General features: G+C 70.3%; 16 protein-coding genes and 7 pseudogenes. 8 read left to right on the top strand and 15 right to left on the bottom strand.

The annotated features are described in order from the left end of the window. Positions 1-46: 46 nt before the first annotated feature. The 6 genes and pseudogenes from BJF85_RS31265 to ilvA form a co-directional block, all read right to left on the bottom strand. Positions 47-994, bottom strand: a complete 948-nt coding sequence (locus tag BJF85_RS31265) for an SLC13 family permease (RefSeq protein ID WP_083666094.1) — start codon at positions 992-994, stop codon at positions 47-49. Next, positions 994-1,370 (bottom strand): annotated as a pseudogene (locus BJF85_RS27900) (SLC13 family permease). Before BJF85_RS27900 ends, BJF85_RS31265 begins: the two are co-directional and overlap by 1 nt. A gap of 50 nt (positions 1,371-1,420) precedes the next feature. Continuing rightward, positions 1,421-2,526 (bottom strand): annotated as a pseudogene (locus BJF85_RS08260) (LLM class flavin-dependent oxidoreductase). Positions 2,527-2,754: 228 nt separating this feature from the next. After that, positions 2,755-4,097 (bottom strand): annotated as a pseudogene (locus tag BJF85_RS29845) (alkaline phosphatase). Positions 4,098-4,874: 777 nt separating this feature from the next. After that, positions 4,875-5,915, bottom strand: a complete 1,041-nt coding sequence (gene sbnB, locus BJF85_RS08250) for a 2,3-diaminopropionate biosynthesis protein SbnB (RefSeq protein WP_083666088.1) — start codon at positions 5,913-5,915, stop codon at positions 4,875-4,877. A 78-nt stretch (positions 5,916-5,993) separates the two neighbouring features. After that, positions 5,994-7,217: a threonine ammonia-lyase gene (gene ilvA / locus BJF85_RS08245; RefSeq protein WP_075846456.1), complete on the bottom strand. Its 1,224-nt coding sequence runs from the start codon at positions 7,215-7,217 to the stop codon at positions 5,994-5,996. 107 nt (positions 7,218-7,324) lie between these two features. Here ilvA and BJF85_RS08240 point away from each other — a divergent pair, with 107 nt between their 5' ends. After that, positions 7,325-7,597, top strand: a complete 273-nt coding sequence (locus tag BJF85_RS08240) for a hypothetical protein (RefSeq protein ID WP_075846455.1) — start codon at positions 7,325-7,327, stop codon at positions 7,595-7,597. Between the two features lie 22 nt (positions 7,598-7,619). On the opposite strand, the pseudogene BJF85_RS08235 reads toward BJF85_RS08240, so the two are convergent. The 4 genes and pseudogenes from BJF85_RS08235 to BJF85_RS08220 form a co-directional block, all read right to left on the bottom strand. Beyond that, a pseudogene (locus BJF85_RS08235) lies at positions 7,620-8,776 on the bottom strand (cystathionine gamma-synthase). Positions 8,777-8,896: 120 nt separating this feature from the next. Next, positions 8,897-9,964, bottom strand: coding sequence for a hypothetical protein (locus BJF85_RS26480; RefSeq protein WP_222844469.1), 1,068 nt, complete (start codon positions 9,962-9,964; stop codon positions 8,897-8,899). Continuing rightward, complete coding sequence (locus BJF85_RS31260) at positions 9,946-10,479, bottom strand: hypothetical protein (RefSeq protein WP_075846453.1); 534 nt, start codon at positions 10,477-10,479, stop codon at positions 9,946-9,948. Before BJF85_RS31260 ends, BJF85_RS26480 begins: the two co-directional genes overlap by 19 nt. Before the next feature lie 117 nt (positions 10,480-10,596). Continuing rightward, positions 10,597-11,969: pseudogene (locus BJF85_RS08220) on the bottom strand (cystathionine beta-synthase). A 135-nt stretch (positions 11,970-12,104) separates the two neighbouring features. Between BJF85_RS08220 and BJF85_RS08215 the strand changes: the two are divergent. Next, on the top strand, positions 12,105-13,991 hold the full coding sequence (locus BJF85_RS08215) for a bifunctional UDP-sugar hydrolase/5'-nucleotidase (RefSeq protein WP_075846452.1): 1,887 nt from the start codon (positions 12,105-12,107) through the stop codon (positions 13,989-13,991). A 318-nt stretch (positions 13,992-14,309) separates the two neighbouring features. Here the strand turns inward: BJF85_RS08215 and BJF85_RS08210 are convergent, their stop codons facing one another. Continuing rightward, positions 14,310-15,215 (bottom strand): pentapeptide repeat-containing protein, encoded by a 906-nt coding sequence (locus BJF85_RS08210; protein ID WP_255375484.1) that lies wholly within the window; start codon positions 15,213-15,215, stop codon positions 14,310-14,312. Positions 15,216-15,330: 115 nt separating this feature from the next. Here BJF85_RS08210 and BJF85_RS08205 point away from each other — a divergent pair, with 115 nt between their 5' ends. Beyond that, the gene (locus tag BJF85_RS08205; protein WP_075846450.1) at positions 15,331-16,551 is read left to right on the top strand and encodes an acetyl-CoA C-acetyltransferase; all 1,221 of its coding nucleotides are present in this window, start codon (positions 15,331-15,333) and stop codon (positions 16,549-16,551) included. Positions 16,552-16,794: 243 nt separating this feature from the next. Here BJF85_RS08205 and BJF85_RS08200 read toward each other — a convergent pair. Next, positions 16,795-17,612, bottom strand: a pseudogene (locus BJF85_RS08200) (Bax inhibitor-1/YccA family protein). A gap of 514 nt (positions 17,613-18,126) precedes the next feature. Between BJF85_RS08200 and BJF85_RS08195 the strand changes: the two are divergent. The 3 genes and pseudogenes from BJF85_RS08195 to BJF85_RS08185 all read left to right on the top strand — a co-directional run. Beyond that, positions 18,127-19,488, top strand: a complete 1,362-nt coding sequence (locus BJF85_RS08195) for a collagen binding domain-containing protein (protein WP_075846472.1) — start codon at positions 18,127-18,129, stop codon at positions 19,486-19,488. 13 nt (positions 19,489-19,501) lie between these two features. After that, on the top strand, positions 19,502-20,224 hold the full coding sequence (locus tag BJF85_RS08190; protein ID WP_075846449.1) for a class F sortase: 723 nt from the start codon (positions 19,502-19,504) through the stop codon (positions 20,222-20,224). A 68-nt stretch (positions 20,225-20,292) separates the two neighbouring features. Continuing rightward, a pseudogene (locus tag BJF85_RS08185) lies at positions 20,293-21,200 on the top strand (cell division protein DivIVA); the annotation flags it as partial. A 231-nt stretch (positions 21,201-21,431) separates the two neighbouring features. Here the strand turns inward: BJF85_RS08185 and BJF85_RS08180 are convergent. Both BJF85_RS08180 and BJF85_RS08175 read right to left on the bottom strand, forming a co-directional pair. Further along, positions 21,432-22,448, bottom strand: a complete 1,017-nt coding sequence (locus BJF85_RS08180) for an ABC transporter substrate-binding protein (RefSeq protein ID WP_075846447.1) — start codon at positions 22,446-22,448, stop codon at positions 21,432-21,434. Between the two features lie 91 nt (positions 22,449-22,539). Further along, the gene (locus BJF85_RS08175; protein ID WP_075846446.1) at positions 22,540-24,054 is read right to left on the bottom strand and encodes a PP2C family protein-serine/threonine phosphatase; all 1,515 of its coding nucleotides are present in this window, start codon (positions 24,052-24,054) and stop codon (positions 22,540-22,542) included. Between the two features lie 222 nt (positions 24,055-24,276). Between BJF85_RS08175 and BJF85_RS08170 the strand changes: the two genes are divergently transcribed. Together BJF85_RS08170 and BJF85_RS08165 are read left to right on the top strand one after the other, a co-directional pair. Beyond that, positions 24,277-24,744, top strand: coding sequence for an ATP-binding protein (locus BJF85_RS08170; RefSeq protein ID WP_083666086.1), 468 nt, complete (start codon positions 24,277-24,279; stop codon positions 24,742-24,744). A 31-nt stretch (positions 24,745-24,775) separates the two neighbouring features. Beyond that, on the top strand, positions 24,776-25,099 hold the full coding sequence (locus BJF85_RS08165; protein ID WP_075846445.1) for a hypothetical protein: 324 nt from the start codon (positions 24,776-24,778) through the stop codon (positions 25,097-25,099). Between the two features lie 48 nt (positions 25,100-25,147). On the opposite strand, the gene BJF85_RS08160 is transcribed toward BJF85_RS08165, so the two are convergent. Continuing rightward, entirely contained in the window at positions 25,148-26,095 is a 948-nt protein-coding gene (locus tag BJF85_RS08160) for a sigma-70 family RNA polymerase sigma factor (RefSeq protein ID WP_075846444.1), read from the bottom strand. Positions 26,096-26,098 lie beyond the last annotated feature (3 nt).

The raw sequence follows: 26,098 nt of genomic DNA, 5'->3' as shown, positions 1-26,098 counted from the left end.
GGCTCCCGGTCCGAACGACGATCCACCGCCGTTCTGACCCGCCACATCAGAACGGCCACAGGACCACGAACACCAGCCAGGCGATCAGCGGGACGAGCGCGATCACCGGGATCGACCACAACAACAGCTTGCGGAAGAACAGCCTTGAGTCCATCGACCGCTGGTTCGCGACCAACAACGCGCCGTTGGTCGACAACGGGCTGACGTCGACGACGCTCGACGCGATGCCGATGGCGCTGACCGTGCCGAGGATCGGCAGCATGCCGCCGTCCAACAACGGCGCGGCCAACGGGATCGACGCGCCCAAGACACCCGCCGTCGACGCGAACGCCGAAATCAAGCCGCCGATGTAGGACGCCGCCAACGCCGCCACCAACGGGCTCGTGCCGCCCGTGAGCAGGTCACTCAGGAAATCTATCGTCCCGACGCTGTCCAACACTCCCACATACGTGATCACCCCACACACCAACAACACCGCCGACCACGGCACCTTCGACACGACCTCCGAATACGCACCCGGCTTCAACAACGTCAACGCCAAACCGATCGCCAACGCCGAGAAACCGACATCCAATCCGAACGCCGTACTCACCACCACCAACAGACCCAACCCGGCCAACGTGAACACCTGATGCGCCGATAACCGGCCCGCCGACACCACCTCCGACCGGACCTCGGCAGGCGCCGCCGCCGGCGCCTCCGCCGTCGCCAGGCCGCCACCCGAGCCTCCGGGGCCGCCCGAAACCACCGCAGGATCGACATCGACATCGACATCGGTGTCGGCAGCGGCGGCACGGCGACGTTCCCGGGCCAACCGGAGACCGCCGAACAACCAGAACACCAACGCACCCACGACGACGTTGAACACGAAACTGTTCAGGAACAATCCCGGCTGCTGCTGCGGCAACCCCTCGGCCGCCAACAACTGACCCGTGATCGCACCGAACGGACTCAACGGCGAGAACGACCCCGCCGTCGCGCCCTGCACCACCATCAACCCCACCAACAACGGCTGATCCGATACTGCTGCGCGAACCGCATCGCGATCGGGGCCATGATCGCCACCGCCGCCGCACTCAACGCACCAACCGCGGCGACGAACGCCGTCAACAGGAACAACAACCACGGCACCAACGCGACCCGACCTCGCACCAACCGCAGCCCGCCGTCCACGACCCGTTCCAACGTGCCATTGGTCTGCGCAATCCCGAACAGATAGGTCACGCCCACCAGCAACACCAACAGGTCCGCCGGAAAACCGCCCAACATGTCGTCGACGCTCATCCCGCCGAGCCCGGCGCCCACCACAACGCCGCCACCAACGCCAACAACCCCAAATTCACCGGCAGGAACGACGCGACGACGAACATCACGACCAACAACGCCAACGAGGTGATGTGCAACGCCATGACCCGGCCCCCTACCGCCGCGCGAGCAGACCGCGCCGATCGAGCTCCGGCCGCAGCCCCTCACCCACCCAGAACGTCTCCTCCAAATGCGGATAACCCGACAACACGAACTCCTCGATCCCCGCGCGGTGGTACTCCTCGATCAGGTCCGCCACCTCGGCATGACTGCCGACCAACGCCGTACCCGCACCACCACGCAGCAGGCCGACACCCGCCCACAAACCCGGATGCACCTCCAGTGCCCGCGCATCATCCGGCTTGACCCCCTGATGCAACGCCGTCATCGCCTGCTGGCCCGTCGCCTCGGACGCCGCCAACTTCTCCTGCGCCGCCGTCACATCCGCCGGATTCATCTCGTCCAAGAACCCCTGCACCGTCGCCCACGCCTGCGCACTCGAATCCCGCGTCACCACATGCGCGCGCAACCCGAACCGCAACCGCCGGCCCTCGCGTCCGCCAACCCCCGCAACGTCTCCACCTTGGCCACCACCGCCGCCGGCGGCTCACCCCACGTCAAATGCACATCCGCCCTGCGCGCCGCCACCGGCAACGCCGCTGGCGATGAACCACCGAAGTACACCGGCGGCACCGGGTCCGGCACGTCGAAGATCGACGCGTCCCGCACCTGGTAGTGCTCGCCGTCGAAATCCACCGGCTTACCGGACCAGACCTCCCGCACGATGTGCAGGAACTCGTCGGTCCGCTTGTACCGCTGTTCCTTGTCCAACCAGTCGCCGAACCGGCGCTGCTCCACCGGATCACCGCCCGTCACCACGTTCAGCAGCAACCGGCCGCCCGACAGGTTCTGGTACGTCACCGCCTGCTGCGCGGCCAACGTCGGTGTGACACTGCCCGGACGGAACGCGACCAGGAACTTGATCCGCTCCGTACTCTGCAACAACGCCGCCGTCGACAACCACGCGTCCTGGCACCACGAACCGGTCGGCGTGAGCATGCCCGTGAAGCCGTTGTGCTCGGCGGCACGCGCCACCTGCGTCAAGTACGCCAACGTCGGCGTACGCGGGGTGTTGGCCCGGTCGGGCGTCGTGTGCGGACGGTCCACAACGGACCGACCGTCACCGTGCGAGGGCAGGAACCAGTGCAGCGTCACACTCATCAGCGGGAAACGTCCTTCCACCGGCGAACCGGGCGAGGTCTCGAACTCGCCGGGACGCTAACAGTGAAACAGCCCGAAATGAATCGACTGACAGAAAGTCGAGAAATTCGTCCCACAGGGCGGACGAAACAATTATTTCTTTCCGTCTGGAAAATGCTCCGGACAAACGACACGAAGCGGCCGGCTCCGGACGAAACCGGAGCGGCGCCTCGGCCAGGGATCGAGAACTCAGTCGCGCGCGTCGACGCCGAGGGCGTCGATCATGCCGAAGAAGATCTCCGTGTTGTCGAGCACGGCGTTGAACCGCGCGGCGCCGGGGCCGGACGCGAACACACTCACGTCCTCGACGGTGTGAACACAGTTGGTCTGGCTGCCCGGCAGGTTGCCGATCTGCAGCTTGGCGTCCGGGTCGCGCTCCGGGTTGTCGACGGCCTCACCGGTGTTCTCGTCGGTCAGCGCCGGCTCGAGGAACACGTCGTTGTGCTGGAAGTCGTCGGTGTGGTCCGGGTGGTTCGACCAGCCGAAGAACAACTGCACGTCCGGGTTCGGGTCGTCGGGGAAGCCGTCGCCGTCCTCGTCCGAGTACGTCGGGTAGGTCGAGTCGCCGTAGACGCCGTTGGCCTCGCGGCCCTCCTCCTCGCGGCGGTCGTGCGTGCCGACGATGCTCATCGAGTGGTTGTGGTCGGCGGTGATCACGATGAGCGTGTCGTCGCGGCCCTCCGCCCACTTCTTGGCCACACCGACCGCCTGGTCCAGCTCGATCGTGTCGTACACGGCGCGCGGACCGTCCAACGGGTGCTCCATCTTGTCGATCGAGGCGCCCTCGACCATCAGGAAGAAACCGTCGTCATTGGACTCGAGGACCTTCAGCGCCGCCTCGGTCATCTCCATCAGCGTGGGCTGGTCGTCCCACTCGCCGAGAACCTCCGGCTTCTTGTCGTGCCGGCGGTCGAGGTAGACGTCCAGGTTCACCGGGTGGAACGTGCCGAGCAGCTTCTCCGGCGCCCGGCCCCGCATCGCGCGGTTCAACTCGGTGGTCGTCGTGACGTGCGTGAAGCCCTGCTCGGCGAACTCCTCCCGCAGGTCGCGGTCGTCCTCACGGTCGGAGTCCTCGTGCGACTGCGGAAGCAGCGACGCCAGGCCACCGCCCATGAACACGTCCGGCTGCTGCTCCGGACGCAACGACTGGTCCATGATCTCCAGGTACTCCGCGCGCGACGCGTGTGCGCGAACACCGCGGCCGGCGTCGCGTCCTGGATCTCCGACGTCGTGACGACACCGATCTTCATGTTCCGCGTGCGCTTGAGCAGCTCGGTCATAGTCTCGACCTGCGGGTGGTTGTTGTCGTCCGCCTCGCTGCTCTCGTAAACGCCCATCGCGTTCACCGACGACTTGTGCCCGCACATGTACGCCGACATCGAGTTCGCCGAGTCCGTGGCCAGCGCGTCGTGGCCCGACGTGGTGACCAGGCCGCGGTACTCCATGCGGTCCATCTCGAGCAGGCCGTGGTACTTGCCCTCGGTCAGGCCCTTCGACAGGATCCGCGCCGCCGTGATCGCCGGCTGGCCCATGCCGTCACCGAGGAAGAAGATCACGTTCTTGGCGGGCTTGGCCGGCGTCTCCGCGAGCACGACCTCGTGGCCGACCTCGTCGCGCGAGTTCCGGTTGCCCGAACGCACCCGCGCCTCGACCGTGTAGTCGCCGGCCTCCGGGTAGTGCAGCCCGCGGTACGTGATCTCCAGGCTGTCGTCGGCGGCGCTGGTCCGCTCCGGCTCGCCCACCAGGATCTCCGCCGGACCCTTCGGGCCCTTCACGCGGATGTCGATCCGCGCCGTCTCCGGGTCGACCCCCACGGCCTCGACGCGCAGATCGAACTTCGCACCGGCCAGGAACTTCGCCCGGTCGATCGGCAGGATCGTGATTTCCGCCCCGTCCGGCCGCTGCCTGCGACGCGCGCGCTGACGCACCGTCATCGCGTGCGGGTCGGCGGCCTTCAGCGGCCCCACCGGCGTGGCGGCGGCCGACGGTCCGGCCTGCTGCACCTGCGCACCGGCGGGCTGCGCCCCCAGACCGACGATCGCCGCGGCCGCCACACCACCAGTACCGGCCGCCTGCAGCAATGATCTCCGGCTCAGTCCGCCGCGTCCGTCGTTCTTGCTCATACGTTTCGTCCTCCGCGCCTGCCGCGGCCGAGGGGGCCGCAGCCTGGGATTCAGTCCGCGGTCCACCCCAACCGGCAATTCCCTCGAAAAGGTGAATCAGCAGTGACGCGAAGGGATACGAGGCGACAAAACATGTCGATATGCGCAGTTCGTTACCTTTGACCGTATCCAGCCGAGAGCCGGTCGTTACACGGCGTGAAAATCGGTGATCACCCGACCACCGCCCGCAGCGACGACCTGGTCGTGCACCCAACCTCCCACGGCGAGGTCCAGTACGCCCAGCCCGAACGGCGAGAAGATGGCGGCCCTGCCGGGCCCCCGCCGCAGGTCACCGCGCACCACATCGGCGATCGTGCCGTGCACGAAGTCCCGGTGCCCCACCAGCTGCTCGGCCAGATGCAACGACGTCCGCTCCCGCACCGCGTGGTCGACGTCGTCGGTCACGTTGGTCGCCGCCAGGATCAGCTCCGGCGCGAAGTCCCGCAACGAGATGTGCAGGACCACCGGCGCATCCGCCAACAGCGCCGGATCGGTCAGATGCGGCGTGCCCGCCACCGTCGCCACCACGACCAGGTCGCAGCCGGCGAACGCACCCGCGACGTCGTCGACCACCGACACGGCACCACTCGGGCCGTCGGCCGCCAGCGTCGCGGCGAACCGCTCGGCGTTGGCGGTCACCGTGTCGAACAGGACGAACTCGTCGACATCCCAGCCCAGGTCACGCAGGAACATCCGCACGTGATCGCTGATCAGCCCGGTGCCCACGAACCCGACCCGACGGGCCCGGCGCCCACCGAGCAGTTCCTCCGCGCCCAGCACCGCCGACGCCGCCGTGCGGGTCGCCGAGATGATCGACGCCTCGAGCACGGCGTACGGATAGCCGGTCTCGTAGTCGTTGAGCACCATCGTCGCCGACGCGCGCGGAAACCCGTGCTCGACGTTGCCGGGATAACTGGCGATCCACTTGATGCCCGACCACCGGCCCCCACCATCGGTCTCGGTCTCGCCGGTGTCGTCGAGGAACGCGGGCAGGGCGATGATCCGGTCCGAAGGACGGTCCGGGAACCGCAGGAAGCTCGAATGCGGGTTGGCCGTCGCCCCCGCCGCGTGCGCGAGATAGGCCCGGCGCACGGCGGTGAGCGTGCCCTCGCGATTTCCGTCGATCTGCGCGGCCACCTCGGCGGCCCCGATGACACGCAGCCCTGCGGGCGGATGCGGTGTGGACAAGAGCGGTCCCTCCTGGCTCGGTTGCGGTCCGGATGTCGATCATCCCGCCCGCACCCGAGGCGTCCACAGTCGGAGGCGTCAGCGGTCGGAGGCGTCCACGGTGTAGCCGGCGCGCTGGAGCTCGGCGATGACCTCGTCGCAATGCTGCGGGCCGCGCGTCTCGAGCTTGAGCGCCACCTCGACCTCGCCGATGCCGAGACGACCCGAGATTCGGGAGTGTTCGATGTCCACGACGTTCGCACCGAGATCGCTGAGCCGCGTGACGACACCCGCGAGCGAACCCGGCCGGTCCGGCACCCACAGCCGCACGTACAGATACCGCGCCGCCGCGGTCATACCGTGCTGGATGATCTGCATCAGCAGCAGCGGGTCGACGTTGCCGCCCGACAACACGCCCACGACCGGCGGTTCGAACGCGCCCGGATGCTCCAACAGCGCCGCGACCGGCGCGGCACCCGCCGGTTCGACGACGAGCTTGCGGCGTTCCAGGCAGTTGAGCACCGCCCGCGACAGGCCTTCCTCGCTGACCGTCACCACGTCGTCGACGAGCGAGGTCACGTGTTCGAACGTCAACTCCCCCGGTTTGGCCACCGCGATGCCGTCGGCGAGGGTCTGCGTGCTGCGCAGCGCCACCGGTTCCCCCGCCTCCAGGGACGGCGGGAAGGCTGCGGCCGCCCCCGCCTGCACGCCGACGAGCCGCACCCCGGGGTTGCGTTCCTTGATCACGCTCGCCACGCCCGCCACGAGCCCGCCGCCGCCGGTGGACACGAGCACCGTGCGCACGTCCGGCACCTGGTCGAGGATCTCCAGGCCGACGGTCCCCTGGCCGGCGATGATGTCCGGGTGGTCGAACGGGTGGATGAACACCGCGCCCGTGCGGTCGGCGAACTCCACGGCCGCCGTCAACGCCTCCTCGAGAGCGTCGCCGACGAGGTGGACGTCGGCGCCGTACCCGCGGGTCGCGGCGACCTTCGGCAGCGCGGCCTTGCGCGACATGAACACCGTCGACGCCGTCCCCAGCAGCGACGCGGCGAGGGCGACACCCTGCGCGTGGTTGCCCGCGCTGGCCGCCACCACGCCGCGCTCGCGCTGCTCGGCCGACAGCCCCTGGATGCGCGTGTAGGCGCCCCGCACCTTGAACGAGCCCGTGCGCTGCAGGTTCTCGCACTTGAGGTGGACCGGTCCGCCGAACGCGTCGGCGAACTCGCGCGCGTGTTCCATCGGGGTCGTCCGGGCGACGCCGGCCAGCAGATCCCGCGCCTGCAGGATGCGGGAGGCGTCGACGAGCCGCGTGGCGGACATGCGGTGGGGTTCTCCCTCCGAGTTGGGGCTTCGCGTATATGTCCCGTGTGAGGATTGGGTACCCTGGCCCTGGCACCAGGGGGACGAATCCACAGCGGAGGAACAGCATGGCACGGCCCACGGCATCGCGAGGCGCCCGCTCGCAGGGTCGCGTCACGCCGTTGCTCGCCGGGATCGTGTCGGCGTTGGCGCTGACCGGCGCCGCCGTGTTCACCGTCGGGCACGCCTCGTGCGGCGACGAGGGACAGTACGTGCGGCACGCCGAGCACGTCGAGTTCATCGGCGGCTGCGTCCACGGCGAGGACCTGCCGGGCGTCGAGCCCGGCGACCGGGAGGGCCCGACCGCCCGCGACGAGGAGCCGCGCAACTACCGGCCGTGACCCCCGCGGTCACCAGGCCTGGTCAGCCGAGCGCCCGCTTCAGGTCGTCGACGAGGTCCTCGGCGTCCTCGATGCCCACCGACAGGCGCACCAGTTCGGCCGGCACCTGCAGCAGCGAACCCGCGACGGACGCGTGGGTCATCCGGCCGGGATGCTCGATCAGCGATTCGACGCCGCCCAACGACTCGGCGAGGATGAACAGGCTCGTGCCGTCCGCAGCCGCCAACGCGGCCTCCTCGCCGTCGGCGTGGTCGAACGAGACCATGCCGCCGAACCGGCGCATCTGCTTCGCGGCGACCTCGTGACCGGGGTGCTCGGCCAGCCCCGGGTAGTACACGCGTGACACCTTCGGGTGACTTTGCAGCATCGCGGCGATGCGTTCGGCGTTGTCGCAGTGCCGTTCCATCCGCACGGCCAGGGTCTTCAGGCCGCGCAGGGTCAGCCACGCGTCGAACGCACCCGGCACCGCGCCGGCCGAGTTGCGCAGGAAGAACAGCCGTTCGCGCAGGTCGCCGTCGTTGGTCACGACCGCCCCGCCGACGACGTCGGAATGCCCGCCGAGGTACTTCGTCGTCGAGTGCACGACGACGTCGCGCCCAGGTCGAGCGGCGTCTGCAGGTACGGCGTCGCGAACGTGTTGTCGACGACCAGCTTGGCCCCGCCGGCGTGGGCGACCTCGGCCAGCGCGCCGATGTCGGCGATGCCGAGCAACGGGTTGGTCGGCGACTCGCACCAGATCAGCGTCGTCTCGGGGCGCATCGCCGCACGCACGTCGTCCACATCGGACAGGTGGGCGACGCTGTAGGTGACGCCCCATTCGGTGAGGACCTTGTCGATGAGGCGGAACGTGCCGCCGTAGACGTCGTTGCCCAGCACGAGGTGGTCACCGGGGCGCACCAGCGTGCGCAGCACGGCGTCGCTCGCGGCCATGCCGGAGCCGAACGCCAGGGCGTGCCGCGCGTTCTCCAGGGCGGCCAGCGCCTCCTCCAGCGCCGTGCGCGTGGGGTTGGCGGTGCGGGAGTACTCGTAGTCGCCTTCGCGCGTGCCGCCGACGCCGTCCTGGGCGTACGTCGAGGTCTGGTAGATCGGCACGATGACCGACCCGGTGCGCGGGTCGGGCTCCTGGCCGACGTGGATGGCGCGGGTGGAGAAGCCGGCGGAAGCGGGTTCATGAGGCATGTGCCCAGCTTATGGCCGTGGCCCGCCGCGGACACCCCGGGCTTGCGACACGACGCGGGATATGACGACGCCCCGGCCGCAGAGGCGACCGGGGCGTCGAGGTCTTACGTCAGGTGCAGCTCACCACTGCGGGGGCTGGCCGGGAGGCGGGCCCTGCGGCGGCGGGCCGCCGAAGCCGCCGGGCTGACCCGGCTGCTGCGGTGGCTGGCCCGGGTAGCCGGGCTGGCCGAATCCGCCGGAACCCGGGTTGGGGCCGCCGGGCTGGGCGAACCCACCGGACGGCGGACCGTAACCCCCGGGCTGACCCGGCTGCTGCGGCGGCTGGCCGAACTGGCCGGGCTGACCGAACTGGCCGGGCTGCTGCGGCGGCTGGCCGAAGCCGCCGGGGCCACCGAAACCACCGGGCTGGCCGGGACCGGCCTGGTCGCTGCCAAGCCCCAGCAGCTTCGCCGTCGCGGGAATAAGGGCCACGACGCCGACACCGATGATCAGGATGCCGAAGATCAGGTAGAAGATCGGGCTGCCCAGCGTCGACGGAGTGTCTCCGCCGTACTGATCGATCATGTCCTGCGTCTCGGAGTTGACGCTGGTGCCGACCATGAGCAGGATCGCGCCGAGCACCAACAGGACGCCGGCGACCGCCGTGATCGGACCGGCCAGCTTCTTGATCATCGCGCCGAGCTTGCTGCCGAGCGCGATGAGCACACCACCGCCGAGGGCCACGAAAGCGCCGATCAGCACGACCACCAGGTAGAACGTGAGCGTGCCCGGCGAGGACATCCCGGTCTGCTCGGTGAACTGATCGACGTTGTTACCGACCACGCTCCGCAGGTCGCTGATGTCGCCGAAGTTCATGAAAGCCATGATCATCGAGATCAGGCCCAGCAGTGCGACGATGCCACCGGCGATCATTCCGATGACCATGTTGCTTCCGCCGCCCTGAGGGGGTCCGCCGAAGGCGGGCTGGCCGAACTGGCCCGGGGGCGGGCCGTAGCCACCCGGCTGGCCGGGGGCACCGGGAGCGCCAGGAGCGCCGAAGCCGCCCTGCGGCGGCTGGCCGAACTGTCCTTGCGACGGGTCGAACCCGCCCGGCTGACCGGGAGCGCCGGGAGCGCCAGGAGCTCCGAAGCCCTGCTGGCCCTGGTTCGGGTCGAAGCCCTGGGGCGGGCTCATCGGCTGGCCGGGCATGCCGGGCTGACCGGGGGCAGGGGCACCGGGCTGGCCAGGGGCGCCGGGGGCGCGAAGCCCTGCTGGTTCGGGTCGAAGCCGGGCTGGCCCGGCTGGCCGGGCATGCCGTAGCCCTGGGGGTTCACGGCGCCCGGGTTGTCGGCGGCGCTCGGCGGCGGCGCGTACGGGATGGAGGCCTGCGGCTGCTGGTCCGGCGGCACCAGCTGCGTGGACTCCGCACCCGGACCCTGCGGCTGCTGACCGGGCTGTGCGGGCTGGACGACCTGGGTCGCCTCGCCGCCCGGGTCAGCGGGCTGCTGCGGTGCCTGGCCGGGCTGCACGACCTGGGTCGCCTCCGGCTCGCCACCGGCCTCGTCGGCCGGCTGGTCGCCCGACTGCTGCGGTGCCTGACCGGGCTGGACGACCTCGGTCGGCTCGGCCGCCTCGAACGGACCGCTCTGGGCAGGCTGGGAACCGCCCTGGGGCGGCTGTTGCTCGCCACCCCCGGGCTGGTTCGGTGGCTGCGGAGCATTCATGTGGGCTTGAACCCCCTTGACGAGAACCTTCTTGTCCCTGGCTCGCGCACACGCTAGCGGATGCAACCCCCGTCCGAGGGGAACGCCCCGGCCGGTGACGCGCGGAAATGCCCGCCGTCACTCCCGTCCGGAGATGAACGCGAGCAGGTCCTGCCGTGTGACGACACCCGCGGGCTTGCCGCCCTCGAGCACCAACGCGCCGTCGGCCGAGGTCAACGCCTCGATGGCGGCCGTGATGGACATGCCCGCACCGATCGTGGGCAGCGGCGCGACATGTGTTCCTGCAACATGTCGGCCAGCGCCACCTTGCCACCGAACAGCTTGTCCAGCAGGTCGCGTTCGTTGACCGCGCCGACGACCTCGGCGGCCATCACCGGCGGTTCGGCGCTGACGACCGGCATCTGGCTGACACCGAACTCGCGCATGATCGCGACGGCCTCGGCGACGGTTTCATGCGGATGGGTGTGCACGAGGTCGGGCAGGTGTCCGTCCTTGCGGCGCAGGACGTCGCCGACGGTGGCGTCGGACGAGTCCGGGGGCAGGAAGCCGTACGAGGCCATCCATCCGTCGTTGAACACCTTGCCGAGGTAGCCGCGGCCGCCGTCGGGCAGCAGCACGACGATGACGTCGTCGGGGTCGCACCGCTCGGCCAGGCGCACCGCGGCGGCGACGGCCATGCCGCAGGATCCGCCGACGAGCAGTCCCTCCTCGGAGGCCAGGCGGCGGGTCATGATGAACGAGTCGGCGTCGGAGACGTCGATGATCTCGTCGGCGACGTCGCGGTCGTAGGTCGTGGGCCAGAAGTCCTCACCGACGCCCTCGACGAGGTAGGGCCTGCCGCTGCCGCCGGAGTACACCGATCCCTCGGGGTCGGCGCCGACGACCTTGACCCGGCCTTCGGAGACCTCCTTGAGGTAGCGGCCCGTGCCGGAGATCGTCCCGCCGGTGCCGACACCCGCGACGAAATGGGTGATGCGCCCCTCGGTCTGCTGCCACAGTTCGGGACCCGTCGAGTGGTAATGGCTCTCCGGGTTGTTCGGGTTGGCGTACTGGTTGGGCTTCCACGCGCCCTCGATCTCGGAGACGAGGCGATCGGAGACGCTGTAGTACGACTCGGGGTGCTCGGGCGGCACCGCCGTCGGGCACACGACGACCCGAGCGCCGTAGGCCTCGAGCACGCCGCGCTTGTCCTCGCTGACCTTGTCCGGGCAGACGAACACGCACCGATAACCCTTGCGCTGGGCGACCATCGCCAGGCCGATGCCGGTGTTGCCGGACGTCGGTTCGACGATCGTGCCGCCCGGTCGGAGCTCCCCGGAGGCCTCGGCGGCCTCCACCATCCGCAGCGCGATGCGGTCCTTCACGCTGCCGCCCGGGTTGACGTACTCGACCTTCGCGAGCACCAGCGGCCCGGAGTCGTCGGTCACGGAGTTCAACTTGACCAACGGGGTGTTGCCCACGAGGTCGATGACGTGTTCGGCGAATTCCATGCCGCCAGACTAGCCAGCATGTGAGCGTTACACATCGTTCGTCGGGGTTCGCCTGGATTTCATTGTCCGAAAAGGACCGCTGTGCTTAGCTCGAGTCGTTTTCGACCGCTATGTCAATCTCAAGGAGTCCCCGCCGTGAAAGCCCTCCCGAGACGGCCGCGACACCGCAGCCGGGTTGTCAAGGCGGCCACCGCGACCGCGCTGACGGGAGCCCTGCTCGCGTCCGGCGGCGTCGCCGGTGCCGCACCGGCCACCACCAAGAAGCCCACGTTCTTCGACGACGTTCCCGTGTTCACCCTCAACGTCCTGTTCAGCAACGACATGGAATCGGCGCTGCTCGGCACCGACGGCGACGGCACCGACGAGGGTGAGATCGTCGACGGCGGCATGCGCCCGTACGGCAGCGCCTCGCGCATGGCGACCGTGTTCGAGAACCTCCGCAAGGAGGCCGTGACCGGAAAGCCCGCCGAGGGTCAGGCGGCGTGGCGCGGCGAGGTGTCGGTCTCCGGTGGCGACAACTTCCTCGCCGGTCCCGAGTTCTCCGCCAGCGAGGAGGAGGGAGCGCCCTTCTACGACGCCAAGGCGGTCGCCGGTCTGGACCTGGACGCCACCACGATCGGCAACCACGAGTTCGACTTCGGCCCCGAGCTGTTCGCCGACTTCATCGACGAGTTCGACGGCGACCTGCCGCACGTCAGCGCGAACGTCGACGTCTCGGGCGAGCCGTCGCTGGCCGCGCACGCCGACGACGGCACGATCATGAGCAGCAAGGTGCTGCGCACCAAGGGCCAGCGCGTGGGCATGATCGGCCTCACGACGCCCGAGCTGCCGTCGCTGTCGAGCCCGCGCGAGGTCGAGGTCGACCCGGAGATGGCGAAGGTGACCAACGCGTTCGCCGAGGACTTCCGCAAGCGCGGCATCAACAAGGTCATCGTCGTCTCGCACCTGCAGGACATCGACAACGAGCTCGAGCTGGTGCCCGAGCTGCGCGGGGTCGACGCGGTGATCGGGGCCGGCGGCGGCGAGATCCTCGCCAACGACGACGATCGGCTCATCCCCGGTGACGAGGCCGAGCGCGGCTTCCCGCTGTACGAACAGGACGCCGACGGCAAGGACGTGCCGGTCGTGACCACGACCGGCGACTACAAGTACGTCGGCAGGCTGGTGCTGAACTACAACTGGCGCGGCGACGTGATCGGCGTCGACGACGCCAACACCGGCCCGGTGCGCGTGTCGGGTGTCGGCCCGGACGCGGTGCACGGCGACGAGAAGATCCGCGCCGAGGTCGAGGAGCCGGTGGCCGAGCACCTCGACGAACTGGCCACGACCACCGTCGCCACCAGCGAGGTGCCGCTGAACGGCGTGCGCAACGCGGTGCGCTCGGAGGAGACGAACCTGGGCAACCTCGTGGCCGACAGCCTGCTGTGGGCGGGCCGGCAGCGCGCCGACGAGTTCGGCGTCGCCGAACCGCAGGTCGGCATCCAGAACGGCGGCGGCATCCGCAACGACTCGACGCTGCCCGCCGGTGACATCACCGCGCTCAACACCTACGAGGTCGCCCCGTTCTCCAACTTCGTGGCGGTCGTGCCCGAGGTGCCGCGTGAGACGCTGCGGCAACTGCTCGAGCGTGGCGTGGCGGCGCTGCCGAGTGCCTCCGGTGCGTTCATGCAGGTCGCGGGTGTCGAGTTCACCTACGACGAGAACGCCGCGGCGCAGGTCGTCGACGAGAACACCGGCGAGATCCTCGAGCCCGGTGAGCGGGTTCAGGACGTGACGCTGGCCGACGGCACGCAGATCGTCTCGGGCGGCGAGGTCGTCGACGGCCCCGCGGTGTCGGTGGCCACGAACGACTTCTCCGCGCGCGGCGGCGACGGCTACCCGTTCGGCGACCTCGACTTCACCTCCGTCGAGACCACGTATCAGCAGGCCGTCGAGGGCTTCCTGGTCGAGGGCCTCGAGGGCGCGGTCACGGCCGCGGACTACCCGGAGGGCGGCGAGGGCCGCATCACCCCGGCCGGCTGATCCCGGGCCGGGGTGAGCCCCGGCGTCGGGGGCCGCAACACGACGACGGGGCGGCGCGGAGAGCCATCACGGCTTTCCGCGCCGCCCCGTCATCACCAAATCACGAGCCGGCACCGAATCCGGTCGGACATCTCCACTCACCATTTCGTCGCGCGGCCGCCCCCGCACCGAGACGATGCCGGCTCGCCGCTCGGGCCGTCCGGCCCGGTGTTCGGGCGTTGATCCCAGTCATCGCTGTCTCCTTTCGGGGTGTCGCACCGATGGCGGTGTTTCTCCGATTCATCCGCTGGGACGCACCACCCCGGCCACTCGTTTCGTCTACGGGTCGGTGGATTTCAGTTCCGCCCAATCCGGGTCGTCGGGCAACGGATACGTCGTCCACCCCGGTGGCCAGTTTCGACCCGGACCGGTGCGGGTCACCGCACCCGCGAGGTTCCCGGTCGTGTGCTCACCGAACCGGACCGGCCCCTCGAAGCGCGCGTCCCGGAATTGGCTTCCGGTGCGCCCGAAGCCGACGTTGCGAAAGTCCGCGACGTCGAGAAAACGGGCCGCGGTGAAGTCGGCCTTCGTGCCGAACTCGGTGCCGCGGAACGTCGCGAGCTCGGTGAACACGGCGCCCCGGCAGTTCAGGGAACGGATTCGGCAGTGCGGGAAGCTGAACCAGGTCAGCCTGGCTCCCGCCAGGTCCAGATCGATGTCGGACCAGAAAACGTCGTCGAGATCCGGGCGCAGGTGCAGCTGCAGGATCCGCTGCACGGCGAGCCGGACCTGCCGCTCCTCGGCGGAGTCGTCGAACGGCATCCGCAGATACGCACACAGGACGTTGACGATGGTCTGACGCTGCGGCGCATGGTCGGTGGCCAGCCGTTCCAGCGCGTACATCCCGGCCAGCCGCACCGCGGCGCTCTCGTGACCGACCTGTTCGGCCGCCTGCCCGTACAGCTCGGTGACGCGCCGTTCCGTGGCGTCGTGGTCGCGCTGCTCGAGGTCGAGTTCGGCGGATCGCTGCCGTCGGGCGGCCAGCAGCAGCGCGGCCCCACCGCCGGTTCCGATGACCAGGCTCGCCGCCGTGCGCAGCGCGTCCAGCCGCGCGCGGTCGGCGGCGGTACCGCCGCCGAGGAACCACAGGCTCGCGGTCGCCACAACGGCTGCGAGCAGCAGCAGTCCCACCGCCCACAGTGCGATCGTGCGCGGATGCAGTGCCGCGCTGCGTCGGTCTGGCACGAACACGATCATGTCAGGGCTCAGGACGTGACCCAAGACGCTGGCCAGAGCTCGCGCGGCGAGGCAGGATGTACCTGAGCGTCCGCTTAGTGTTGATCCGAAGGAGTGTCCCGCCATGCCCGAAGCCGTGATCGTTTCCGCAGCTCGTTCGCCCATCGGGAGGGCGGGCAAGGGCTCGCTGGTGGAGATGCGTCCGGACGATCTGACCGCGGCCATGGTGCGCGCCGCCCTCGACAAGGTGCCCCAGCTCGACCCGGCCGACATCGACGACCTGATGCTCGGCTGCGGTCTGCCCGGCGGCGAGTCCGGCTTCAACATGGGCCGCGTCGTGTCGACCCTGCTGGGCTTCGACCACCTGCCCGGCTGCACGATCACGCGCTACTGCTCGTCGAGCCTGCAGACCACCCGGATGGCGCTGCACGCCATCAAGGCCGGTGAGGGCGACGTGTTCATCTCGGCCGGTGTCGAGACCGTGTCGCGCTACGCGAAGGGCAGCTCCGACTCGCTGCCCGACACCCGCAACCCGCTGTTCGCCGACGCCGAGGCCCGCACCGCCGCGACGGCCGAGAAGGAGACCGACAGCTGGACCGACCCGCGGGAGAACGGGCAACTGCCCGACGTCTACATCGCCATGGGGCAGACCGCGGAGAACCTGGCGCGGACGAAGGGCGTCACCCGCGAGGAGATGGACGAGTTCGGTGTGCGGTCGCAGAACCTCACCGAGAAGGCCCTCGCCGACGGGTTCTGGGCCAAGGACATCACGCCGGTGACGCTGCCCGACGGCACCGTCGTGTCGGCCGACGACGGTCCGCGCGCCGGCGTGACGTTGGAGGGCGTGTCCGGGCTGAAGCCGGTGTTCCGCCCCGACGGCCGGGTCACCGCGGCCAACTGCTGCCCGCTGAACGACGGCGCCGCCGCCCTGGTGATCATGAGCGACACGAAGGCCAAGCAGCTCGGCATCACGCCGCTGGCGCGCGTGGTCTCGACCGGTGTGTCCGGTCTGTCGCCCGAGATCATGGGCTACGGCCCGGTGGAGGCCTCGAAGCAGGCGCTCTCGCGCGCAGGCCTGTCGGTCGGCGACATCGACCTGGTCGAGATCAACGAGGCGTTCGCCGCGCAGGTCATCCCGTCGTACAAGGACCTGGGCATCGACCTCGACCGCCTGAACGTCAACGGCGGCGCCATCGCGGTCGGCCACCCGTTCGGCATGACCGGCGCCCGCATCACATCGACGCTGATCAACTCGCTGCAGCACCACGACAAGCAGTTCGGCCTCGAGACCATGTGCGTCGGCGGCGGCCAGGGCATGGCCATGGTCCTGGAGCGCCTCAGCTGACCGAGCGCCTCAACTGAGGCGCCCGACCCCGGTGACCGCTCGGCCCTGTGCCCCCGAACCCGTGGGGCACAGGGCCGAGCTGCGTTCTCGTCACTCGACCGGACGCCGACTTTCGTCGGGACTTCCCGGCCGCATCCCATCCCGACGTTGCCTGCCCGCACACACCCCGTGCACGCGAAAGCCGCCCGGCCTCGGTGGCCGAGCGGCTTTCGCAGGAGGACTAGCCGGAACTGACGAGCCCGATCACTCGCCCTGCAACATGGTGAGCAGGCGGATGATCTCCAGGTACAGCCAGACGAGCGTGGTCATCAGGCCGAAGGCACGTACCAGGCGAACTTGGCGGGCACGCCCTCGCGGATGGCCTTCTCGGCCATGTCGAAGTCCAGCAGGAAGCAGAAGGCGGCGATGCCGATGCAGACGATGCTGAAGATGATCGCGAGCCCGCCACCGTCGCGCAGACCCATGTTGACGCCGAAGAGCCCCAGCACGAGGTTCATCAGCATCAGGATGGCGACGCCGCCGACGGCACCGATCATCCACTTCTGGAACTTCGGGGTGACCTTGACGGCGCCCGTCTTGTAGACGATCAGCATCACCACGAACACCGCACCGGTGCCGGCGATGGCCTGCAGCGCGACGCCCGGAACCATCATCTCGAAGACACCGGTGATGGCACCGAGGAACACACCCTCGGCCGCGGCGAACGCGAGCGTCATCGGGGCGCTGACCATCTGCTTGAAGATGATCACCAGCGAGATGATCAGGCCGACGATCATGCCGCCGATCATGGCGCCCGTGACCGAGCCCATCGCACCGGCGGCGATCTGACCCTGGGCCCAGATCGCGGTGATGGTGCCGATGAGGAGCGTGACGCCCAGGCTCATGCCGGTCTTCATCACGACGTCGTCGAGGGTCATCGGCCGGTCGGCCTGGCCCGACGGGGCCTGCGGCGTCCCGGAACCGGGCACACCGCCCTGGGGCTGCTCGAAGCCCGCGTAGGGCGCCTGTGCCCCTGCGCTTTGCGGCAGGTTGCGGAAGGCGGGGTTACTTGAGGTTCGCACCTGATCCTCCTGGATCTACTGGCCTTGCAATGGGTGTAACGACCGCACGCGCCGGCCGGTTCCCGTAGGTCGGTAAAGTCGACTTTACCGGCGAATCCCCGGAGTGAGTGGTGGGGCCTCGCCACATTTTCCTTGCGGGTCACAGCCTGTCACGGATCCACATCCACTCAAGTGGCCGATTGCCGTACACCCCTTCTACCGGCGAGGATCACGAACCGTATCCGATCCGTTACCGAACGCGCGGTCGGGTGTACGCGGCACCACGCAATCGACACGACCGGGTCGGCCCGAGCCCGACTCATCGTGTCGGGTGGTCGCCGTTCGTCAGAAGCTCTGGGGTTCTGGGGGCACACTCGTCCGGCGCGCGTTCGTCACCCATAGGGGGACTCCCGTGGCGCGTATCCCGAGCGCACCCGGCACCTCGCGGTCCTCGTCGAGCTCACGCGAGGAACCGCGCACCGCCAGACCGACCAGATCGATCCGAACCCTGCCTGCCACCGCCCTGCGCCTGCTGATGGCGATGCTGCTGACCGCGTTCTCGCTGGTCGTGACCGCCCCGGCGGCGTCGGCGGACGTGCAGGAGGGAACCGGCCACCGCACGACGCCGGGCCAGCCCTACGGCGGCCAGGACCGCGAGCACGACTGGGTCGGCTCCTACATCGTCGGCGGCCAGCAGGTGTTCTGCGTGCAGTTCGCGCTCAAGGCGCCCGACTCCGACGAGCAGTACCAGCCGGGCGACGAGCTGCTGACCAAGTGGGGCGACCCGATCCCCGAGGACATCGCGGCCAACATCTCCTACCTGCTGCTGCGTCACGGCGACACGCAGGACGCCGACGAGGCAGCCGCCCTCGCCCACCTGCTGCACTCGTGGACCGCGGCGCCGCGCACCCCGGCCGACCTCGACCCGAGCCTGCCGTTCGACCGGATCGGCTACGACGTCGACATGCAGTTCGACAAGCTGCCCGACGGCGCCAAGGAGGCCGTCGACCGGCTGCGCACGGACGCCGAGGCCAACCGCGGCCCGTGGACCGCCGAGGTGACCGCCCCCGAGGAGCAGCAGACCATCGGCGAGGCGAGCGAGTGGAGCGTGTCGGTCACCAACGCCGCCGGCACCGGTGTGCCGAACGTGCCGATCACGCTGTCGGCCGAGGGCGCCGACGTCGGCAGCGAGCCGATCACGACCGGCGAGGACGGCACCGCCACGTTCGCGGTGACGCCGACCGGCGAGGAGCCGTCGGTGACGGCGTCGCTGTCGGCCCCGGCGCCGCGTCCGTACGTGCAGGACCCGGTCACCGCCGACACCCAGCGGGTGGTCTCGACCGGCGGTGAGCAGGAACTGACCGCCAGCGCCAGCGGCACCGCGAAGACGGCGCCGGGCGCGGTCGCGGTGACCAAGGTCGACGCCGACACCGGCGAGGGCATCGCGGGTGTGCCGCTGCGCATCACCGGGGAGGACAGGGAATCGCCCGCCACGGGCGACGACGGCGAGCCGTTGACCGGCGAGGACGGGCGACCGGCCGTCGTGACCACCGAGGGCGACCGCGGTGCGGCCGAGATCGAGAACCTGCGGACGCCGCAGCAGATCTGCATCGTCGAGGTGAGTCCGCCCAACGGCTACGCGGACGCGTTCGACCCCGACAACCCGCCGTCGGCGTGCGGCGAGGTCACCGCGGGCGAGACGCTGACGTTGACGATCGACAACAAACCGGACGAGGTGCCGAAGGTGATCCCGGCCGGTCACGCGGACGCGGTGGTCGCGCAGGGCGCCACGACGACGTCGACGCCCGTCGGCGCGCTCGCCGGCATGGGCGGGCTCGCCGCTCTCGTGGCCGCGGCGGCCGGGTTCGCCGTCCACCGTCGCCAGTCCGGGTTCTGACGGGTGAACCGCCATGAGTGATCGGCGTACCCGGGCGACGTGGTACCTGTTCGGGGTGGCCACGGTGCTGATGGCGCAGGCGTTGGTGGTCGCGGCGGTGCTCATGCCGCCCACCGACGCCGTCGCCGGCAGCGCCCACCCCGCCGAGCAGGTTCCCCGGCACGCGCCGGCCGAACCCGTGCAGCGCGGCCACGAGCGCCCCGCCCCGGAGCCGGAGCCCGCGCCGCCCGAGGACGAACAGCAGGAACCGACGCAGCCGCGTTCGGAGCCGGTCGAGCCGGCCCCGAGCGGACAGCAGCCGGGCACGATCCGGCTGCCCGACGGCGGCGAGGCCGCGCTCGTACGCAAGGAGCTCGGGCCGAACGCGGTCCTGCCGATCCCGGAGGACCTCGGCGAGGCGACGTGGTGGGGCGCCGGGCTCGACGCCCCGAGCGGGGCGAGCGTGTTCGCGGGCCACGTGAACTGGCAGGGCCGCGAAGGGCCGTTCTCCGAGCTGTGGGACGTCGAGGTCGGCGAGCGGATCACCGTGGCCGATGCCGAGGGACAGAAGTGGCGCTACGAGGTCTCCCAGATCCTCACGCTGCACAAGGACGAGGTGCCCGAGCGCTCCAGCGAGCTGTTCGGACAGAGCGGCCCGCACCGCGCCGTGCTCGTCACCTGCGGCGGACGCTGGGAGGGCGGCGACACCGGGTACGAGGAGAACCGCGTGGTCGTCGCCGAGCCGGTGTCGGGCTGAATGGTTGTGACCGGTCCACCGGCGGTCCTGTCACCACATCGGGGCGGCGCGCGGGTACGGTCTGGGGTATGGCTTCCGAGCACGACAACCGGCTGCTGCCGCTCCGGCGGGAATTCAACCAGGCGTGGCACGGATTCGACCGCACACAGGTGTTGCAGTACGTCGAACACCTCGAGCTCAGATCCAGCGGATCATCGCCGATCGCGACAACGCGAACGCCCGGCTGACGACGAGTTCGCGCGAGTTGGAGAACGCCCGCCGCGAGGTGTCGCGGCTGCAGAACCGGGTCGAGGAGCTCAAGAAGCCGCCCGAGCGGCCCGAGGACCTCGACGAGCGCATGCAGCGCACGATCGAGCTCGCGAACACGCGTGCCGCGGAGATCGTCGGCCGCGCCGAGGAGGCAGCGACCAAGACGTGGGCCGAGAGCGGCGAGGTCTCGAAGAAGCTGCACGAGCGCTACATGAAGTTGGTCGAGACGCTCGACACGCACGCCGAGGCACTGCAACGCGAGCACACCGACGCTCTGGCCGCCACGAAGGCCGACGTCGAGCGCATGACGGCCGAGGCGGCCGAGCGTCAGGAACGGCTCGACAAGGCTGCCGAGCAGAAGCGCCGCACGATCGAGCAGGAATTCGACCAGAAGACGGCCGCGGAGAAGGCCGCGCTCGAGAAGCACGTCGCCGACACCAAGGAAGCCAGCAAGAACGCGGCCGAGCGGCGGATCGCCGAGGCGACCACGGAGTCGAAGCGGCTCGTGGACGAGGCCACCGCGAAGGCCAAGAAGCTCGTCGACGACGCCACGTCCGACGCCGAGCGGCGCACCAGCGAGGCCACGAGCGTCGTCGAGCGGCTCACGAAGATCCGCAACGACGCGAAGGCCCGGCTCAAGGCCGCCGAGGAGGCCCTGCACGCCGGCGAGTCGGCCCTCGAGGCGATCGACAACGAGGATGTCGAACTCGACGAGCTGCCCGAGTCGTTGACGACGTCGTACGACGCGGCGAAGACCGCCCGGGCCACGCAGGCGGCGCAGACGAACGGGTCGTCGGGGCGGCCCGCGGCCCAGGCCACGTCGGATGCGGAGGCGACGCGGCCGGCGGTCAAGCCGGTGACGCCCTCCCCCGCCCCCAAGGCCGCACCGTCGAAGGATGCGGAATCCACGGACAGCTCGTCCGCCGACTCCGCATCCACGTAAGCCTCGACGACCCGGTCAGACGACCCGGCGGGCACCCTCGAGGTTGTCGGCGAGCCGGTTGATCGTGCCGGCCTGGGCGACGTAGTCCATGGCGCTGAACTCCCACGGATACACCTGCCCGGCCTGCGCCGCCGGCATGGTGGCGAACGTCGGCTGCTTCAGCATGTCGTCGCCGCTCATCGCGCGCAGTGAGTAGAGCACCACGTCGGTGCGGAACTGCGTGATGTTCTCCCATGCCGCCTGGCGCCAGTAGTACTCGTCGCCGCCCGGGTCGGGGTACTTCATGCCGAGTTCGGTGTAGCTGCGCAGCGCCGGGTCGTCCTCCGCCTTGGCGATGTGCACACCGTCGGTCTCGTAGGCGGCCACGGCCATCACGGTCACACCGGACGAGGCGGCCTCCCGCAGACGTTCGCGGGCGGCGTCGTAATCGGACTTCTTCTCGTCGAGCAGCTGCTGTTCGACGCCGAGGGAGCGGGCGAACTCGGTGGTGCGCTCGACGACCTTGTCGGCGGATCCGGTCATGGAGATCGCCACGATGGGAGCGATGGCCGCCGCGTCCTCCTGCTGCTTGATGTCCTTGAAGCCGAACAGCGGCTTGTTCGGGTCGATCTCGCCGGACTCGTCCTCGGGGTAGGCGTGCACGACGATCAGGTCCGGTTTCTGCGCCTGCAGGCGGACCAGGTTGATCTCGCCGTAGGTGGTGCCCACCTCGGTGACCTGCGAGTGGTCCTTGCCCTCGAAGTTCACGTCGGCGCCGAGGCCGGTGGCGCCGAACGAGGCGACCGGGGTGATGCCGTAGTTCCACAGCGACGCGATGGCGTCGTTGAGGCCGGCGATGCGGGTGGGCGTGCGATCGAGGGTGATCTCCTCGCCGCGGTCGTCGGTGAACGACCACCCTGAGGCGTCACCGCCACCGCCGTCGGCGTCGTCGGAGGTGTTGGGGCCGCAGGCCGTCAGGAACCCGGTCGCGGCGAGGGCCGCGGCACCGCTGAGCAGGCTCCGGCGGGAGATCGGGGGCAGTGCAGAAGACATGACCACCAAAATAGGCAAGCCTAAGCTAAAAACCTAGACCCTGTGACGGAATCCGACGTCCGCACGCGGCGGACCCTCCACGGCACGGAACCTAGCCGGTGCGACGCAGCTCGGCCGGTCCGGTCCACCGGCACAGCAGCAGGCAGACGTCGTCGTCGTGGTCGGTGCCGCCGAGCATCTCGTGCAGCACGGTCTCGGTGCGTTCGGCGGGCGCGCCCCCGCCGCCACGTTCGAACACCCTGGCCAGACGGGCCATACCGGCGTCGAGGTCGCTGGTGCGCCGCTCGATGAGGCCGTCGGTGTACAACGCGACGGACGAGCCGGGCGCGAGCGAGCGCTGATGCTCGGGGATGCGACACCGCGGGTCGACGCCGAGCATCGGCCCGTGTTCGGCGTCGAGGTAGGTGACCGCTCCCGACGGGTCCTGCACCAGCGGCGGCGGATGTCCGGCGCTGGCCCACCGGATGACACCGGTGCGCAGCTGCATCTCGACGACGACGGCCGTGGCGTACAACGATCCGCGCCCCTCTCGCAGCAACTCGTGCACCAGGCGCAGCGACGACGCCGGCCCGTGCCCCTCGAGCGCGTAGGCGCGCAGCGCGTTCTGCAACTGGCCCATGACGACGGCCGCGTCGAGGCCGTGCCCGGTGACGTCGCCGACCGTGAGCACGACGGTGCCGTCGGACCGGGCGAACGCGTCGTACCAGTCGCCGCCGATGTGCACCCCGCGTGTCGACGAGCGGTACCGCGCGGCGATGTCGACCTCATCGAGACTCGCGAGCGTGGGCAGCATGGCGTACTGCAGCCGCTGGGCGAGCTCGTGTTCCCGCTCGTACTCGTAGGCGTTGCGCAGGCCCAGTGCGGCGCGACCGGCCACGGCGTGGGCCAGGGAGATGTCGTCGGCGGTGAACTCCCGCCGTTCGCGGGTCAGGTCGAGCACGCCGAGTACGAGCCGCCCGGCGAGCAGCGGCACGCTCAGCCTGCGGTCGCCGGTGCGCACCGACCTGCGGGTGATGAGCGCCTGCTGCACGGTGAGGTCCGGCCGCTCGGCCGGGCCGTCGTCGCGCGGCGGCGGCGACGTGCGACGCAGGCCGTCGTCGGTGGCCCGCCACACGGCGGTGCGGTCGGCGAGCCGATGCGAGCGCACGAGCGCGCACACCTGGGCGAGCATCTCCGCGCTGTTGAGCGAGGTCGCCGAGGCGCGGCTGATCTCGTCGAGGAACGTGGTGCGGTCGATGTCGGCGTGCCAGGCGCTCGCCCGCGAACGCACGCCCCGCTGCCAGGGCATATCGCCCTCGACGCCGGCCGCGTGCGCGCGCGACGAGAACGCCGCGCCGTTCTCGCGCGGGTCGCCGGGCAGGCAGTGGGAGCCGTGCACGCTCTCGTCCGATGCCGCATCCGGCAGGTCGGCGCGTGGATCGTCGCCGACGTCTCCCCCGGTGATGTCGGACAGCGACGCGACGACGTCGCCGACGGGAACGCCGGGATCGAGACTCTCGAGCACCTCCGCCACGGCCGCCCATGCGCTGGCGGGCAACCGTCCCGCGCGCACGGCTCTGGCGAGCTCGGCGCTGAGCGGACCGCTCAGCTCGCGCTCGATGCTCACGACGTACCACCTCCGCCCTCGCCGCGCCTCCACTATGCCCGCTGCCAGCGGTTATGTCTCGCAACTAGCCGAGTGGGTGACACCCGACCGGCCCAGTCGGAGAAGTTGGAACCGAACGCGTGTACCGACACGCCAGTCAGGGCACACGGAAGTTGTGAACAATCCGCGGCCACGACGTGCGTGGCCCTCGAATCAGGGCCGTTGTTCCCAGGGGGGCGGGCGATGATGACCGAACGGAGCCGCGTCGCGGCCGATGCCTTCCAGATCGACCTCGACCTCCACCCCGGAGTACATACCCCCACCGCCGCCAGACACGCCGTCGACGACGCGGTGGCCCAGCTGCCCGAGGTCGACGAACACGCACGACAGAACGCGTCGCTGCTGGTCACCGAGCTCGTGACCAACGCCGTCGTGCACGGCAGCCCGCCGTCGCGACTGCGGGTGCAGGCGGCCGGCGGGCGGCTGCGGATCGCCGTGTCGGACCACGGATCGCGCCCGCCGGTGCTCATGCACCCCGGACCGGAACTCGGGCACGGCCGTGGCCTGCTGCTCGTGTCGACACTGGCCGCCGACTGGGGTGTCGAATACCGCGCGAGGGGCGGGAAGGTCGTGTGGGCGGAACTGCCGATGGAGACGGCGACCTCCCCGCGCAGCCGAGTCGCCGTGGCTCACCCGGCAGAGGGGCTGTGACTGCGCAGCACGACACGTTCACAATAGGCGGATGAGGACGTGGGTTGCGGCGATCGCGCTGCTGGCGGCGGCAGGACTGACGGCCGCGTGCGGTGACGACGAGAGCACCGAACCCGCGCCGGCGCCCACGACATCCCAGCAGCCGTCCACATCGGACGGACCGGCGCCGCGCGGCGGGCCCGACGTCGCCGAGGGTTGCGGCCAGCGCGCACTCGAACAGGGCGAGTTCAACGCGGACTGCAAGGAGTACCAGGGCTACCTGGACCCCGGCGGCGCGGGACGCGACGACACCGCCGGCGAGGCGCAGCTCGAGTACGCCTGCGAACACGGCTACATCCCCGAGGAGCAGTGCTGAGGGGAGCCGTGCTGAGGGTGCCGGCCACAGGGTCGCTCACGGGGTCGGTCACCACAGCTGGGCCAGCGGTTCGGCCGGCCCCTGCCGCTGCCATGCCTCGGTGAGGCGGGTGAGCCGCTCGGGCGTGGCGACGCCCTGGAACCCGCAGACCTGCTCGCCCCGCACCTCCAGCACGACGGCGCCGAAGACCTGGTCGCCGAGTGCGAAGAGGATGGCCGGGCAGCCGTTGACGACGGCCGCGTGGACGTCCGGAGAACCGCCCACGAACGCGCGTTTGGCGGGTGAGGGCGTGAACGCCGACCGGATCGCCCGGGTGATCCGCTGCGGACCGGCGAACCGGATGAGCTTCTTCGCGGGCCCGAAGCCGGCACTGTCGGACACGCCTGCGGCGTCGTCGGTCAGCAGCGCGACGAGCTGCTCGGTGCGGCCGGACGAGGCCGCGGCGACGAACGCGCCGACGATGCGGCGCGCGGTCGCCTCGTCGACGTCCGTGTCCCGGCGCTGCTGACCCGCGGCAACGCGGCGGCGGGCCCTGCTCGTGTGCTGCTGGCTCGCGGACTCGGTGATGCCGAGGATCTCGGCGATCTCGGAGTGGCGGTAGGCGAACGCCTCCCGCAGCACGTAGGCGGCGCGTTCGACCGGAGAGAGCTGTTCCAACAGCATCAGCACGGCCAGAGTCACCGATTCGCGTTGTTCGGCGGTGTCGGCGGGGCCCAGCATCGGGTCGCCGTCGAGGAGCGGTTCGGGCAGCCAGGTGCCGGCGGCGCGTTCGCGGCGCGTCCTGGCCGAGCGGAGCCGGTCGAGGGCCAGGTTCGTGACTACCTTGGTCAGCCATGCCTCGGGCACCTCGATGTGCTCCCGATCGGCGGCCTGCCAGCGCAGGAAGGCGTCCTGCACGGTGTCCTCGGCGTCGGCGGCCGAGCCGAGAAGGCGGTACGCGAGCGAGGCCAGCCGGTCGCGGCTGGCCTCGAACGTCGCCACGGCGGACGAATCCATGTC

The organism is Saccharomonospora sp. CUA-673 (assembly GCF_001942305.1).
Lineage (GTDB): Bacteria > Actinomycetota > Actinomycetes > Mycobacteriales > Pseudonocardiaceae > Prauserella.
The sequence above is the reverse complement of the archived record's forward strand: the minus strand, read 5'-3'. Positions and strand labels throughout refer to the sequence as shown.

What these genes read in the sequence shown, in the direction of transcription:
- BJF85_RS31265 (WP_083666094.1), bottom strand. Translation starts at nt 994, where the DNA reads ATGGTGGTGCAGGGCGCGACGGCGGGGTCGTTCTCGCCGTTGAGTCCG.
- ilvA (WP_075846456.1), bottom strand. Translation starts at nt 7,217, where the DNA reads ATGTCCGCCACGCGGCTCGTCGACGCCTCCCGCATCCTGCAGGCGCGG.
- BJF85_RS08240 (WP_075846455.1), top strand. Translation starts at nt 7,325, where the DNA reads ATGGCACGGCCCACGGCATCGCGAGGCGCCCGCTCGCAGGGTCGCGTC.
- BJF85_RS26480 (WP_222844469.1), bottom strand. Translation starts at nt 9,964, where the DNA reads ATGCCCGGCCAGCCGATGAGCCCGCCCCAGGGCTTCGACCCGAACCAG.
- BJF85_RS31260 (WP_075846453.1), bottom strand. Translation starts at nt 10,479, where the DNA reads ATGAATGCTCCGCAGCCACCGAACCAGCCCGGGGGTGGCGAGCAACAG.
- BJF85_RS08205 (WP_075846450.1), top strand. Translation starts at nt 15,331, where the DNA reads ATGCCCGAAGCCGTGATCGTTTCCGCAGCTCGTTCGCCCATCGGGAGG.
- BJF85_RS08195 (WP_075846472.1), top strand. Translation starts at nt 18,127, where the DNA reads ATGGCGATGCTGCTGACCGCGTTCTCGCTGGTCGTGACCGCCCCGGCG.
- BJF85_RS08190 (WP_075846449.1), top strand. Translation starts at nt 19,502, where the DNA reads ATGAGTGATCGGCGTACCCGGGCGACGTGGTACCTGTTCGGGGTGGCC.
- BJF85_RS08180 (WP_075846447.1), bottom strand. Translation starts at nt 22,448, where the DNA reads ATGTCTTCTGCACTGCCCCCGATCTCCCGCCGGAGCCTGCTCAGCGGT.
- BJF85_RS08170 (WP_083666086.1), top strand. Translation starts at nt 24,277, where the DNA reads ATGATGACCGAACGGAGCCGCGTCGCGGCCGATGCCTTCCAGATCGAC.
- BJF85_RS08165 (WP_075846445.1), top strand. Translation starts at nt 24,776, where the DNA reads ATGAGGACGTGGGTTGCGGCGATCGCGCTGCTGGCGGCGGCAGGACTG.
- BJF85_RS08160 (WP_075846444.1), bottom strand. Translation starts at nt 26,095, where the DNA reads ATGGATTCGTCCGCCGTGGCGACGTTCGAGGCCAGCCGCGACCGGCTG.